This window comes from Acidithrix sp. C25, assembly GCF_904848545.2.
Window position 1 is genome coordinate 1,365,130 of sequence record NZ_CAJHCI020000006.1, and the last position, 15,026, is coordinate 1,380,155.

The 15,026-nt window shown below is 46.9% G+C and carries 11 protein-coding genes and 1 pseudogene; 7 read left to right on the forward strand and 5 right to left on the reverse strand.

From position 1 onward, the window contains the following. Positions 1–654 precede the first annotated feature (654 nt). Complete coding sequence (locus ACIDITHRIX25_RS74945; protein WP_152626206.1) at positions 655–1,167, forward strand: hypothetical protein; 513 nt, start codon at positions 655–657, stop codon at positions 1,165–1,167. A gap of 383 nt (positions 1,168–1,550) precedes the next feature. Here ACIDITHRIX25_RS74945 and ACIDITHRIX25_RS74950 read toward each other — a convergent pair whose 3' ends face one another. After that, on the reverse strand, positions 1,551–1,892 hold the full coding sequence (locus ACIDITHRIX25_RS74950) for a hypothetical protein (protein ID WP_152626207.1): 342 nt from the start codon (positions 1,890–1,892) through the stop codon (positions 1,551–1,553). Positions 1,893–1,907: 15 nt separating this feature from the next. Between ACIDITHRIX25_RS74950 and ACIDITHRIX25_RS74955 the strand changes: the two genes are divergently transcribed. The 4 genes and pseudogenes from ACIDITHRIX25_RS74955 to ACIDITHRIX25_RS74970 all read left to right on the forward strand — a co-directional run bounded on the left by ACIDITHRIX25_RS74955 (position 1,908) and on the right by ACIDITHRIX25_RS74970 (position 4,309). Next, positions 1,908–2,045 (forward strand): hypothetical protein, encoded by a 138-nt coding sequence (locus ACIDITHRIX25_RS74955; protein ID WP_201732842.1) that lies wholly within the window; start codon positions 1,908–1,910, stop codon positions 2,043–2,045. A 405-nt stretch (positions 2,046–2,450) separates the two neighbouring features. Next, complete coding sequence (locus ACIDITHRIX25_RS74960) at positions 2,451–2,699, forward strand: hypothetical protein (RefSeq protein WP_201732843.1); 249 nt, start codon at positions 2,451–2,453, stop codon at positions 2,697–2,699. Between the two features lie 127 nt (positions 2,700–2,826). Further along, positions 2,827–3,309, forward strand: coding sequence for a transposase (locus tag ACIDITHRIX25_RS74965; protein WP_283770404.1), 483 nt, complete (start codon positions 2,827–2,829; stop codon positions 3,307–3,309). Between the two features lie 86 nt (positions 3,310–3,395). Further along, positions 3,396–4,309: pseudogene (locus ACIDITHRIX25_RS74970) on the forward strand (IS1595 family transposase). Positions 4,310–5,023: 714 nt separating this feature from the next. Here ACIDITHRIX25_RS74970 and ACIDITHRIX25_RS74975 read toward each other — a convergent pair. The 4 genes from ACIDITHRIX25_RS74975 to ACIDITHRIX25_RS74990 all read right to left on the reverse strand — a co-directional run bounded on the left by ACIDITHRIX25_RS74975 (position 5,024) and on the right by ACIDITHRIX25_RS74990 (position 10,619). Then, positions 5,024–6,160, reverse strand: a complete 1,137-nt coding sequence (locus ACIDITHRIX25_RS74975; RefSeq protein WP_052606472.1) for a hypothetical protein — start codon at positions 6,158–6,160, stop codon at positions 5,024–5,026. A gap of 120 nt (positions 6,161–6,280) precedes the next feature. Next, complete coding sequence (locus ACIDITHRIX25_RS74980; RefSeq protein ID WP_201732845.1) at positions 6,281–8,068, reverse strand: SCO family protein; 1,788 nt, start codon at positions 8,066–8,068, stop codon at positions 6,281–6,283. A gap of 195 nt (positions 8,069–8,263) precedes the next feature. Then, positions 8,264–9,661 (reverse strand): glucose-6-phosphate dehydrogenase, encoded by a 1,398-nt coding sequence (gene zwf, locus ACIDITHRIX25_RS74985; RefSeq protein WP_052606474.1) that lies wholly within the window; start codon positions 9,659–9,661, stop codon positions 8,264–8,266. Positions 9,662–9,956: 295 nt separating this feature from the next. After that, positions 9,957–10,619: a hypothetical protein gene (locus ACIDITHRIX25_RS74990; protein WP_201732846.1), complete on the reverse strand. Its 663-nt coding sequence runs from the start codon at positions 10,617–10,619 to the stop codon at positions 9,957–9,959. A 913-nt stretch (positions 10,620–11,532) separates the two neighbouring features. Between ACIDITHRIX25_RS74990 and ACIDITHRIX25_RS74995 the strand changes: the two genes are divergently transcribed. Next, positions 11,533–13,914, forward strand: a complete 2,382-nt coding sequence (locus ACIDITHRIX25_RS74995) for an ATP-binding cassette domain-containing protein (RefSeq protein WP_201732847.1) — start codon at positions 11,533–11,535, stop codon at positions 13,912–13,914. Positions 13,915–14,268: 354 nt separating this feature from the next. Continuing rightward, positions 14,269–14,904 (forward strand): RDD family protein, encoded by a 636-nt coding sequence (locus tag ACIDITHRIX25_RS75000; RefSeq protein ID WP_201732848.1) that lies wholly within the window; start codon positions 14,269–14,271, stop codon positions 14,902–14,904. The last annotated feature ends 122 nt before the right edge of the window (positions 14,905–15,026 follow it).

The window sequence follows — 15,026 nt, forward strand, 5'->3', positions numbered from 1 at the left end:
TGTCGACTCCTTGTCGACATAAGTCAGCCAATAGGGTCGCGATAGACGTCCCGTCACCGGAGACGCGTTCGTCCGCGTCTCCTCGCCAATCGGTGAAACGGACTTCATCATGAAGCTCCAGGCTCGAGAAGACTTCTTCCAGTCTGGTGAAATACGAGAACCCATCAATATGGAACGAAACGTGATTACCTTCGGTCCACGCGACTCCCGTGGACCGATGCAAGTCGATCTGGGTCATTGGGTTGCCCCGCTCTATTGAGTTCAGAAACCAGTCATCGTAACGTATCATGACCAAACGTACTATATTAAGTATCGAGACGTCCAATCATCGCTGCAACGCACCAAAGCTGCCGACCGCGCAATCTGTTACACCGCCTGATGCTCCATCACAGGCTTCCACCTTTGTGCACGATCCTCGTCGCGCCAATATGAAACCGTAATACCAAGACCATCGTGTGCACTATAAATCGTTAACGTTAAAACCAGTGTTCTGTGACTATGGAGGTTGGCTTCGAATGTGGTGATGGCCATGAAAATGCTTTATGGCAGAATCAATAAATCAAGGTCTTATCCACGATAGGCGAACTCGTTTAACGATCCATATTGACGAACGCTGTCAGAGTGATATCCAATAAGTAAGAGGGGATGTTCACGGTGGATACTAGAAGAATAACAGGAAAGATCGCAGTTGGATTGGGGGCATTGGCTGTTAGTGCGCCAGCCATTGGCGTTAGTGCAACCACTGCATCTGCACAAAGCGCGAATATTTCGGCGGTCTCCGGAAAGAGTGTAATTTCCATAAAACCCACACCTATGAGTGAGAATTATTATTACCAATATCGAAGTACTGTCGCGACGCCGGGTCTGGCCATCTCGCCTAATCTCCTTGTGGGTGGAGGCGGAAGTGCTGACACGTATTCAATTATCGAGATCACGCCATCTGAAGAGGAAACGATTTTGGCTGCAGGAGCGACCGGAATCGGAGCCATGATTACCCTTGGATGCACCCTATGGTGGTCAGGGATAGGAGCAACCGCATGCGTCGGGGCTATCGGGGCGGCGGGCTATACCGTCATCACGCTGATCCAACGTGGACAGTTCCCCTATATTTACGTATGGTGGGACGATACCACTTCTAGTTATGCAGGAACAACCGTTGTCTGGTAGCTCGTCGTGGGGGGTACGACAGAGGCGAAATTTCACGGGTCTGGCAGTCGCATTCACAATAAATGTGAGCGTACTGGCCACGGCCTCCGCCAAGGGGGACTCGTTCGAGAGATTGCTAGTGTTGTTGGTAATCCCTATGTCTTTTGCTGGGCTGTGCATCTTCGTCGCGGATCGGAGATGGCAAAGGAAACATTCCCCTCGATAGCAAACCACTAGGCGTTGTTAATAACTGAACGAGCCGAGCCAAGTGCCCCACTTACCGCTCGAACTCCCATCAATGAGAAGCTATAGTGGCGTGCGGTTCTCAAGCGAAATGGACCGGGTACGAGGGGGTCTTGTACCCCATTCCCTCGCAACAGGAGTTGAATCTTTGAGGATATTATTCAGTTCATGTTAACAGTGATAAACCGACAAAAAATGACGTGATCAGCCGCCTTTTTGGACACCTGATGATCAAAGTCACAAAGTGATAGCTTTGCTTTGGAGTTGATCTTCTTCGCAGCTACCAGCCTTCTGTACTTCTTTGATCCATTCTTGCACTTACTGATCTTGTGCTGAAGTTGACCGAAAGCCTTGTTTCTTTGACGCTTGATAGCTCGGCCTTCTCTCCCATTGATGATTGTCACATCTATGGTCTTGGCATCTACCCAAGTGGCTAATGCCATAGGGTTAATGATCCCCTCATCAATAGCGGTGACGGCGTCTCCATGGGAACTTTCGCGCACCGTCTCATAAGGGATATGCAGGCTGAACCGCGGGTGATCTCGGTCCCAGCACAGTTGGACCTCACCCCAGAGCTCAGGGTTGACATTCTTGTTGGTTTAGGAGGCTCTCCTAACCCTCATGTGGGTCACCAAGACCCCATAACCGATAAGTAACGCCTGTACGATAAGAACTTTTGGGTCTTTAAAAGCATTGAATGAAACGTGCACGGTTTGTGACCTCTAAATTTGAAGTTACTAACACACAGATTTAGGAGATCTAACCGTGCACGCTAACTCTCTAGTCAAGCAGTTGCTTGACGTTAAAGGTGTCATTGTCAACGATATTTTTATCTCAAAAGATGAAATTGTTGTAGATGTCAAACTTGCACGATCCAAACTCGCATGTCCACCGTGTTGTTGAATAAGCCGTAAATTCAAAACAAAATACCGCTACGACATCAGAACTTATCAACTCTCGCTGGAGACATCTTGACATGGGAATACGTCGTACTTGGATCTCTTGTGCCCTACGGAGACCGAAATGCCCCAATCATGGAGTAATCACTGAGTCAGTGCCATTTGGGTGACCGGTATCGCAAATTTCGCTTCACGAGAGACTTTGAACATCTAGTTGCCGGCTCAACCGCAAAGATGGATAAAACAACAGTTACGAAGCTCACCCGGATTGCTCAGAAAACAGTTGGTACGATCTGTGAGAGAGTAGTAGCCAAAGAGATCGATCCAAAGCGACTAGAGAAGCTCTCAATAATAGGGGTAGATGAGATTGCCTATCGTAAACACCATAAGTACATAACCCAAGTTATTTAGAGCCCGTAACAGATCATGAAACTGGAAAGATCGTCTATGGAGCAGAAGGAAAAAGCGCTAAGAGTCTAGATGGGTTCTTATGTGAGCTTGGTTCGCAACGTTCCAAGCTCTCACACAAGTAGCAACAATGGACATGGGACCAGCTTTTGCTAAAGCTTTCGCTGATCGCACACCAGATACTCAAATCGCACTCGATCCTTTTCATGTCGTTAAATTGGGCACTGAGGCCCTGGAGGAGGTAAGATGCGACCTATGGCGCCAACTGAGAAAACTTCCTACTCCAGATTACGCCCGTAGGTTTGTGAGTGCAAGATGGGCATTACTAAAGAATCCTGGTGATTTGACTCAACGCCAAAATGAGACTCTACGTCAAATAAAGTCAACCGCTGCAATACTTCTAAAGCCCTTAGAGATGAAAGAATCCCTAAGAGGGATATTCGGTACTGGATTATCCAATGACGAAGTAGCTGAGTTCTTGGATTCCTGGTGTGCTCGTGCTTCACGATCACAGATACCTAGCTTTGTCAGATTATCAAAGACAATTCGAATCATACTTATCAAGTTTCGTAAGTTTCGCCTCCACCGAGACCAGATTGGAGCTAATCTTTAGTAGAACAGATGTTCGATAAAGGAGGCATGGTGGATATCTCAGGCTTTATGGTACGCTTCGCTTCAAAGTAAGCATGTGAAGATCATTTGATCAAATTGCTATTGCTATGAGGGATTTAGATGCTCAAAGTGTAACTTCGATCAATTTACTTTAGTAAGGCCAAATCATTTCAAGAAATGCAGCGTCTCGAGCTCCACTTTTTCAATGTAAATCTTGTCACCGTCAAACTAGCGTTACCTCCGGAACCATCTTCCATCGAAGCCATATCTCTTTATCCAAGTGGTTCTCCGCTATCTATCTATTGTCCAACGACAAGCGTGGTCTTTCGGCTACTACCATTGCTAAGTTCGTTCAAGTATCTTATTCGACTGGCTGGTTGATGCTAAATAAGCTACCTAAGGCAATGGCTGAGCGTAATAGCTGAGCGTAATGGCTGACCGAAATGGTTTATATAAACTTGGAGGAAACGTCCAGGTAGATGAGTTCTTTTTAGGTGGTGAGAGCCATGGCAAAGGCTAAAGAGGAAAGGGAACAAAACAAACCAATGTCCTAATTGGAGTGTCGATTAGCAATGGTGCTCCTACTCATTGCTTCATGGAAGTAATCAAAGATACCACTGCTAAATCATTCAAAGATGTTTTTGTGAGACGTTTAGATTCCGATACCAAGCTGATAAGTGATGGTAACCCAAGTTACGGGGTATGTGCTGAAAGACCTTGGACTAGCGCATTCGATCACTCTATCCAAAGACGAACAAGCACATGTAACATTCAAATGGCTCAACATCCTGATAGGGAACTGCAAGAAATTTATCGACGGAACATACCACGGACGTGAGGAACATAAGCAACTTTACCTCGAGGAATTCGCATACCGATTCAACCGAAGGCACTTTGAAATGTCCTTGGTAGAGCGACTTCTCAATACATGTGTGTTTGCGTCTCCACATCCGCTACTCCGCGAATCTGATTCCAAAATGGCTCTTGCTTACGAAACTTGATAAGTATGATTCGAATCCATAAAGCTGGAATTATGGCTGCTATTGAGCCCCCTAGCTTGAAAAGGGTGTCTCCAATGGAAGGCTTGAGGGTCTAAACAATATATTAGATCCGCCATTGCTAGATGCTATGGTCTTCACTCTGCAAAATCAACACTTGGCTTGGTGATGCTTTCATGCGGTCCGATTGATCTCAAGCTCCCCTACGAAAGGGTTGCTTGATCCACATCTATGTTAGGAGAGCCCAATTTTATTTAAGGATCCAGGGGCAATTGCGATCTTATCTATCGCAACTTATCGTTACACATGGAGACTTGGTGCGAGACGAGTCTTGGTTCATATGGATCATTTACCCTAGTTCCCAGCATTGCCCTGACTCACACGAAGGGCGACGTTATTCCAATTCCCAGATAGTCATAGATCCGTTAGTGGGATAGATACTATAGTGGGTATTATTGAGATCTCAAGTTAGTTATTGATTGTCACCCCAGGAGTCTTTAGATAGGTCGCCGCCTACCTGTATTGTCCAAAGCCAAAGGCCCAATCTGAATTAGAAGCTAACTTTTCACCCTTAAATCCGAAGTCCTGGCAAAATAGGTCTCTAGCAGCGACATAGAAGCAACTATAGAACGAATCTAAGGCCGTACCTCGCAATGTTGCACCTCAGCCTCAAAGGAATCTAATTCCCCAACAAGGATCGAACCCAATAAAACAGATCTAGCCTGGATTCGCCACGAGAGTCAGAGAACCTCCCGACTTCCAACTAGATCCGCCATCGCTCGTTAAAAATGAAACGACATTACCGCCGACGCTGGCTAAAATGACGCCACTTTTAATACTTGAAAACGATACCGCTTCGATCGCTCCACCTACGCCCTTTGTGAATACGGGCGAGAGCCATGCACCTTTAGCCGCACCATAGATATGCAATAGCGAGGCGCCGCCTAAAATCGAGTCCATTAAATAGATATCACCAGAAGGGTTACCCCCAACGATTGGAAGGCCCTGGCTCTCTATCGCCTTTGAGACTCCAGAGCTTGAAACTACTACAGTTTGATAGATATTGGCTTTCTCGAAAGTAACTGCCACCTCAAAGCCATTGCCGCCAAAGCCCATGGGAACATATGAGGCGACGATACGACCAAGGTTGCTTGAAAAGGTTGAGATCTCAGTCCAGCTTGCACCGGAATTGGAAGTCTGCCAGATCCCCATAATCCCTTTATTCGTTACCTGGGGATCGATTAGCGCGACTCCCTTTGATGGATTATTGACGTCAAAGCCGATCGCCGAGGCCGACTCTTCGCTAGAGCGTGTTGGACTCTGAGCAACCACCTGGTTCTTTCCCCCCAAATAGCGCACTATCTGACTCGATTTGCCGCCTCCCACTAGCACAAATAGATTATGGACAGAAAAAGCCATCGGCTGTCGAACGCTCAGAATCGGCCTAGAAGAAAATATAGGAGGCAACAATCCACCTCTTTGAACCTCAAAGACTACTGAATTCTTCTGGTCTTGATAGGGGAAAAAAGCCCACGCACTGTCTCCTGAGGAAGACTGCGCATAGGCAATGCCGTGGCGTGGTGAGATATTCGTTGGTATCTTCAAAGTCCACAACTTCCCTAAATTATTCGAGAAAAAGCTGGACCAATAGGGGGAAGTATAGGTCGTCGCCATCCAGGAGTTCGCCCCACCCGAAAGGTTCCACAGGTTTAGATAACCAAAGGTTGGGAGTGTGGTCGTGGAAGTTACGCTCGTGACGGTGTATGGAGAAGGAGCGCAAGAGCTAAGCAGCACCGCCCCAAGGGCTAAGGGAGTTACCGCTTTTAGGAAATGCTTAATGCTAAAAAACCGCACTCGGAATGACCTTTCCCTGGTTTTTAAGGGTGGTATGGGGTAGTCCTTCGTATTGGAAGATTGCCAAACTAGATAATCGGTCTCGAGGATATGGAAAGGGCGAAATCGGTGCAAAAATCATCACGGATGCAATACTCCAAGAGTCGCTGAGATAAAGTTCTCATAGGATTTGACTAGAGATGCTTGTGAACTTCCACTATCTTCCATAAAACCAACCTCTCTACCGTTACCATCGATAAAGTAAATCAATTGGGGATTGGCAACTCGCCCTATCGGAGCTTGTGCGGGTGATGCCGAATATTGCTTCCAGAGGGCATAGAGATCAGAAAGAGGCCCCGTCACGAAGTAGAGATTTCTAACCGAGCCAAGACCATTCTCGTTCAAAAATTGATCTATCGAAGCAGCCGAGGTGAACGAGGGGTTGATATCGATCAAAAGAATCGCGACATTTTTACCCGCCGATCCTAGAGATGAAAGACTATTGAGCATCTCCTTAACCATCGTCGCAGAGACGTTCCAAGCAACCGGATCCACAAACGAAGCAACCACTACCTTGTTGGCAAAAGTTCCCATTGTAACTTGAGAACCATTTTGATCCACCAGTGAAAAGTTAGGCGCGCTTTTATTGGTCGCTACGAGGCCCCCTCCATCTGCCACCGCTCCGTAATAACTCGCGCTTGCGGCAGCCGAGGGCAAAAGAGCCATAATGGGTACTATGGCGACCAATGCACCTATTAGTCCGGCAGTGATTCCAAATCCTCTTGGATCTCGCCGATACTCCTCCTCGATCACGACCACTCGCCTTGAGGGGACTAGAGCATCACCACTGATCACTATCAACCCAATAGTCAAAACGATTAGTGGCAAGGGAGAATTTGGATCCACCGCATATGGCACAAAGATTCCAAAGGCCATTCCGACCCACCACGCAACCAAGGTTATTGCAATCGATCCGAAGGCAAAACCCTTGTTCTCCTTGGCAAAGGCAATACCAAGGCCGACCAAGACCATAGAAACGATAAAAATCAAATTCCAAAGCGAGGCAGATGAACTGGTCGCAGTCGCCATGAAAGCCATTGGGCCACTTATGAAGCTTGGTAGTGCTAAATTGGCATCCACCCGAAAGATCCCTGAAAGGCCCGATGCGCTCCAAAAGCCTTCAGATGGGAGCGCTTGGAGCAGTGCCATCAAGAACCAAAAAAGGCCAAAAGTCAACCGAGCCCAGCGTTGAACGGTTCCATCGCGAAACCGTGAAGAGGGCACAAGCAGGAGAACTCCGCCCAAAAGATACAGAAGACCGCCGCCTGGCGCGCCTGAAAAAAATGAGGCTCCGTTGGTTGCCAGCATTCCGAATCCTTCAACAAAGATCCAGGTTATGGCTCCCATTGATATAGCAAGCCATCCGACCACTTTACGAAGGGGGCCTCTGGATGCAAAGAGCATCAAAATCCCAATCGATGCCTCTAGCCAAAACTTGGCAACGCTAGCTCCCACTGGATCAAAACGCCAAAGATAAAGTCCCGCTCTCATCACCCACGAAATTGGCGAAGGTTGATTCACCAGCGCCGGTGAGATGTAGTCACTTATCATATTGGCTGGAGCGTTCGCTCTATTTGACATGATCGCATCGACAATCCATAAGATTCCGAATGATACTCTGATAAAGGCCACGCCTTTAGATTCGATCTCACCATCTCCGCCGGAGGGTTCCAAAAGGAGGACTCGACGCAAAGTAGTCATTATGCGACCAAAGGGTCTTCCCGCCATAAGAGTCCTATTAGAGGAGGCGAGATAGATCAAAAGATAGCAAATTAGGGCAACGATTACGATTATCCCGCCAAATACCGCGAGCCGTTGAATTACCGCACTAGAAGTATTGGCAGAAAGTGCCTCACCCGGCAAATTCATAGTCAAATACTCCCCAACTACAAAAGACGTCCCACAACTCGACCGCTCCAACTTCTGCGATCGATAAATTTCACTTCAAAAGATGATAAACGCTACTTTATGCTTTACTGCAAAAAAACATCGGCGACCAGCATATACTAGTCGCCGATAAATAAATAGTAATTAGGACGTTGAGTCATTGTCGAATGATCTAAATCATCCCCACATTGACCATCCGCCTAGATTTTCAACAAGCCTGAATGAACTCTCTGGGCCGTTGGATCCTCGATAATAGATCTGACACTCAGGTGGATCGGTGATTATAGGCTCAACGATTCGCCACGCCTCAATAACTGCATCCTGGCGCGCGAAGCGGGAGAGATCACCCCTTATTGCGTCGTGCAAAAGTATTTCATAGGCTTCAGAGTTTCCGGCCGACGCCTCTGGATCGGCTACTTCGAGATCAACTGGCATTGGGATCAGGTCCGACCCAGGCTGCTTCACATGGAGCCGAAGCGTGATTCTTTCACTTGGCTTGAGCTCAAAGCGCAACTCATTCGGCAACATCGACTTGGAGGAGAGCTCACCAAAAAGGCGCGAAGGTGGTTCTTTGAAACGAACTACCGCCTCTGTAGTAGTGGTATTTAGATATTTACCGGTTCGAATCAAAAACGGAACCCCAGCCCAGCGCCAGTTGTCGATCACAGTTCGCATTGCAACAAAGGTCTCAGTATGAGACATTGGGTCAACGCCAACCTCATTACGATATCCTTCGTATTGGCCTCTAACAAAGTCATCGCGAGATGGAACCCTCATCGCCTTGAGGACCTTCAGCTTCTCATCACGCAGAGCGTCTGGATCCGATGATGCCGGTGGCTCTAGCGCCAACAGTGCGACCAATTGCAGAAGGTGGTTTTGAACCACGTCGCGAGTTGCACCGATGCGATCGTAAAAACTCCCGCGATTTTCTATGCCAAAGTCCTCAGCCATCGTAATCTGCACACTGGAGATAAAGTTTCGGTTCCAAATTGGCTCTAAAATCGAGTTCGCAAAACGGAAGACCAATAAGTTTTGAACTGGTTCCTTGCCAAGAAAGTGATCAATTCGATAGATCGAGTCCTCACTAAAGTGGCGATGCAGATGGGTATTTAGATCAATCGCTGACTCGGTATCGCGTCCGAATGGCTTTTCGATTACTAATCGAGCAGATCGAGTTATGCCTTGGGCTGCAAGACCGTCGACCACGATCTCAAACATATCAGGAGGTACCGCCAGATAAAAGATTGGACGGTGATTTCGACCCAGCTTTTGCTCTAACTTTTGATAGATCGATGGATCTAAATAGTTTCCAGATACATAAGAAAGAGTTGAGCACATCTCATCTAGCACATCCATCTCGATATCTTCGCCCGCGAGCTTTATCGAAGATATCGCATAATCTCTAAATTCACCATCGGTCCACTCGGTTGCTGCAACGCCGATAACTTGAGCTGGAAGAAGCCCATTTCGAGCAAGTCGATAACAAGCTGGTAGTAGTTTCTTTTGGGCGAGATCACCCGAAGCTCCAAAAAGCACTAAGGCGTCTGATTTGGCTCGCTTTTTCTTACTCATCATCTCTTCAACAAACCACCTAACCCGCAATTCCTACGGCTCGTAACTTAAATTTATTATCAGGATCCCATAACGACGCTTGCTCAAACAATGGATATACAAAGGGGCACCCTACTGCCGCTCCTCCTATTTCCGCACTAATTCCGCATCGTTCGGCTCCTTAGCCATTATCTATAGTGATCGCGCTTCAGAATGGACTTCATTAGCACCAAAATCATTCGAGGTGGCCACTTCCTTTACGGTCATGGAGCTCAAAAAGAAGCCGATTTCAATCAAATCCTTTGACCGAAAAGGTAAATCAAGCCTCGACACTAGAACCACCGGCCATCAAATCTCGACCAAATCTCGGCTTTGAATCGACGTTTCGAAAAAGAGACTTAACCAGTGACGGATCCATTTCAAAGTCACTATTGGATAATTCATAGGCTGCGCCTTGGTAAAGCTTCAATATCTCCGCATTCATAGCCTCTAAAGTATCTCTGGCGTAGTGACCCGCACCAGCCTTTGTAGAGAGATGAACGACATTGCCCTCATTCGAAATAGCGTCAAGCAAGGGAAAAACCATCTCAAAATAGTCGTCAAATCCAGATACAAAAATTTGCGAACTTCTCTCGGATAAATCACCATCTATCCAAAAGTCCATATAGCCGACTAGCAAATCATAAAAAGAGTTGGCGTTTCTCTTTGACTGCTGGTGATCCGATTGGGTCGCATCCAAGACTAGGTCACCAGCTGCTAATATGGCGAGCATTCCATGGATAAAGTCACCAGGAAGTTCGCATTCCGGATCTGTTACAAAAATGATTCTGGGCACCGGCAATTGTTCGACGAAATCATGGAGACTTTCACCTCCGTCACCGCCCACTGAACCACGATGGGTCAGAACTTCATTCCCCAAGTGGCAAAGTCTGCCACTTAGTTGATCATGCAACAAACCTTGACCAATCAAACCAATCTTCATATAATCTCGAAATCCTCGTGCAAGAACACTTCTGATCGATCCGAGACAGAATTACCTCTCGACCGACAATTACCATGGTACGCAATCAAAAGTCTAAACCGATAGGGCGATGTTGCGAATCTTCCGACACAGGGTATGGACGATTGCCTAATTCCTAGTAACACCTACAACCCTTAAGGCTACTTGATCAAAGTTGGATATAGATAGTAAGGTTTGATCATTAGCGCCCATCACGACTAAACAACCATAGTCGATACGCACAAAGAAATAGAGGTCGCGATGGCCAATTCCGGAGGCCTCAAGCCGCCAAAAAGCCAACGCCAGCAGTTTCGACCTATAAGTGCCCTTTTGAGTTGCAAAAGCCCGAGCTTACATCGGCGATAGGCCGACAATTCAGATCACCTGTGCTCGCGCGCCCCACGACGCAGTTAAAGGCTGCCAATTCCTTGACCGATAGTGGTCAGAGACCTAAACGGTGCCAGAGTCCAAATCGTATCCGTCCGCCCGAAGTGCCTCCTCCACTGTTTTGAGTCATTATTCATTGACATCCAAATCACTAGCTAGATGTCCGAGCCTTGCCACGTGCTGTGGTTTCTCCCATGAGACAACCAACAGCTCCAACTATTACTTGATTGTTCGCATCTATGTCTCCGATCCTGTTTTGGGTCATTAGATGGAGACCTGCCAATCACTTAATATGAGTACTCTCGAAATGAATGTGCAGATAGCAAGGCCAAAATATTGGATTTACCCTACGGACGAAAGCCTGCCTTGGTGCTCATTCAAAACTGCGCAAATTTCAAAGACAACTACGACTCAAACAATTTACATAACAGCAAAAGTCATTTGAATTTCATTATTTAGCTTTCTGCGCACAACCCGAACCAAGCTAGCCAAGCGATAGTATTCAAATATGACGAACGAAACTTCTCACCAGGTTGCTCTTTCAGATAGCCATGACTTCATCACGGTGATCGGCGCACACGAAAACAACTTGAAAGGAATTGACGTAACAATCCCAAAACGGCGTCTCACTGTCTTTACTGGAGTATCCGGCTCCGGGAAAAGCTCATTGGTCTTTTCCACAATAGCCGCCGAATCCCAGCGTCTGATAAACGAAACCTATAGCGCATTTGTACAGGGATTCATGCCCACGATGACTCGACCTGATGTCGATCTCCTTGAAGGATTGACGACCGCCATCATAGTGGATCAACAACGGCTCGGGGGAGATCCTAGGTCTACCGTTGGAACGCAAACCGATTCAAACGCATTGCTTCGGATTCTCTTTTCAAGGTTTGGCAAACCCTACTATGGCTCCCCTAACGCCTTTTCGTTTAACGTTCCATCAGTAAGGGCCAGCGGATCTATTACCGTAGAGAAGGGTAACGCAAGAGCCGTTAAGACCACCTTTCAAAGACTGGGCGGAATGTGTTCAAAGTGCGAGGGGAGAGGAACCGTCTCTGACCTAGATCTGAGTGAACTATACGATGAAAATAAATCACTAAACCAAGGTGCTATCAAAGTACCTGGCTATGGACCTGACAGCTTTTGGACGCTCAAACCATTTACCGACTCCGGCTTTTTAGACCCTGACAAAGCAATAAATCAATATTCCAAAAAAGAACTGCACGACTTTTTATATCACGAACCAGTTCGAATAAAGGTAAACAATGTCAATGTCACTTACGAGGGACTGATCCCAAAGATCCAAAAATCAATGCTCTCCAAGGATCAAGAGGGGCTGCAACCTCATATCAAAACATTTATAGAGAGAGTTGCGACATTTTCTATCTGCAACGAATGCGATGGTACGCGACTCAACGAAGGAGCTCGATCGTCAAAAATTAACGGCCTTTCGATTGCGGATGTATGTGCAATGCAAGTCAGCGATCTCAATTCATGGATCAAAGGAATCGATGAACCTTCAGCTGCCCCCCTTTGCGATTCCCTAAGCAAAACCTTTGCCGCATTTGTAGAAATTGGCCTCGGATACCTGACATTAAATCGCCCCACTAGCTCACTCTCTGGCGGCGAAGCCCAACGAACCAAGATGATCGGCCATTTAGGTTCTTCACTGACCGATGTAACTTACATCTTCGATGAACCAACTATTGGACTTCACCCCCACGACATCGAGAGGGTGAACCAACTGCTTCTGCGACTTAGGGATAAGGGAAATACCGTCTTGGTCGTCGAACACAAACCCGAAATGATAGAGATCGCGGATCATGTCATCGACTTAGGTCCAGGCGCAGGTAGTGAAGGTGGCCGCGTTTGCTTCAGCGGAAGCGTCAACGACCTAATTCTAAGTGACACTCTTACAGCCAAGCACTTTGGCTACCGCGCTTGCCTAAAGCCACATATCCGCAGCTTCATCCAAAAGCTGGAAATTCGTGGTGCCAATAGCCACAATCTCAAGAGCGTTGACGTCGATATTCCGCTTGGTATTTTGGTGGTCGTAACCGGAGTAGCTGGTTCAGGCAAGAGCTCGCTACTCGCTGGGTCAGTAGCAAAAATGGATCAAGTTGTCTATATTGACCAAAGCCCGATCAAAGGATCCCGCCGCAGCAATCCCGCAACCTACACCGGCCTTCTCGAACCAATAAGAAAAGCGTTCGCAAAGGCAAATGGCCTAAAGCCCGCGCTCTTTAGTTCCAACTCAGAGGGGGCTTGCCCCAATTGCAATGGAGCTGGAGTCATATATAGTGATTTGGCGATCATGGCTGGAGCATCCGTTGTTTGTGACGAGTGCGATGGAAAAAGATTTTTGCAATCAGTTCTTGAATACAAGCTCGGGGGCAAGGATATTTCAGAGGTCTTATCGATGTCCGCAAATGAAGTTCGCGACTATTTTGGAAGCCTGCAAACAAAGATCCCGCTCGCAGAGCAAACTGTCACAAGATTGATAGAGGTAGGACTTGGCTACATTCGAATTGGTCAGCCTTTGACAAGTCTCTCTGGTGGTGAGCGTCAACGACTAAAGCTCGCAACGCAAATGGCAGAGGAAGGCGATATCTACATACTCGACGAACCAACTACGGGCCTTCACCTAGCTGACATCGAAAAATTGCTCCATCTTCTTGACCGCCTGGTCGACGGCGGTAAGAGTGTTATTGTCATAGAACACCACCAAGCAGTAATGGCTCATGCCGATTGGATAATCGATCTAGGTCCCGGTGCGGGACACAACGGCGGCGAGGTGGTCTTCAACGGACCGCCCTCGCAGTTGGTTGAAGAAAAATCCACTCTGACGGGAAAATACCTAGCAAAATATCTCGAAAAAAAAGACTAAGTAACTTCAACGATGCATAACCTTGACACTTCCAGAGGCAAATTAGCTTCAATATACCCCAGCAGGAACCTAGCCATGGTTGGCTTCTAGGACTCTCCAACATTGGTTTTAACGACTCTATCATAATTCAATTGAGCTTCTCGCTAACTTCACCGTGATGCAAAACTGGTTTCCAAAGGGGTCCTTTTCCTCACAATGATTGCTAATCACAACGAGAACGCTGACATTATGGATAAGAAAACTGACCCTAATGAAAAGCATTACAAAATCCCTTATCGATCAAGTTCGAACCTCGGATAAGATAGAGGAAAAGGCTGTGTTTTTGCGGTATCAAAAAACGGGAAGGATTTAGTCGTGCTAGAGAATGAGGATTTCTTTCGAACGACACCTCGATCCAATCAAATCAATAACTATTCAAATGACCCAAACGACCGATCGACGAGGAGAGGCCGAAGGAGCTCTTTCTCCGCAGAAACCAACAATGCGTACGGAGGCTTCAATCCTTATATAGCCGGATCAGTTGAACCCGCGAGCTTCTTTCGTCGTTTAGGCGCCACCTTGGTAGATTCACTTTTGGCCGGCATAGTCGCAGGAGTTGGATATTACATCTCCTTTAACATAATTTCGACCAACTCTAACGCGTCCGTGGCACAGCTCACCTTTTCTGCCGTAGCGTTAAACCTTATTTTTACAACGATTTATCAGATCTTTTTAATCGGCAAATTTGGTCGAACACTCGGTGACGTCGTTACCCGTACCCGCATCGTAAACCAAGATATGCAAATACCTGGTTACGTAGCCGCAACAAAGCGCTTGGCAGTCACCCTAGTGGTGCAACTTTTAGCAGCACTGTCACTTTCAACCTTCGGACTCGTTATTACATTTGTCGACGATCTTTGGATGCTATCTGACAAGAACCGACAGACAATACACGACAAAATCGCTGGTACTTATGTTATTGTCGACCCAGCCCCTCGACGCGCTCAATAATTAGAAACTGTTTGGCCAAACATCGATTAACTCACCTTCTAATAACAAGTATGCCAACGAAAAAGTATTAGCGGGGAGGTAAATTCGCATAGATGCGTCTTTCATCTTTATCCCCTTTAAAC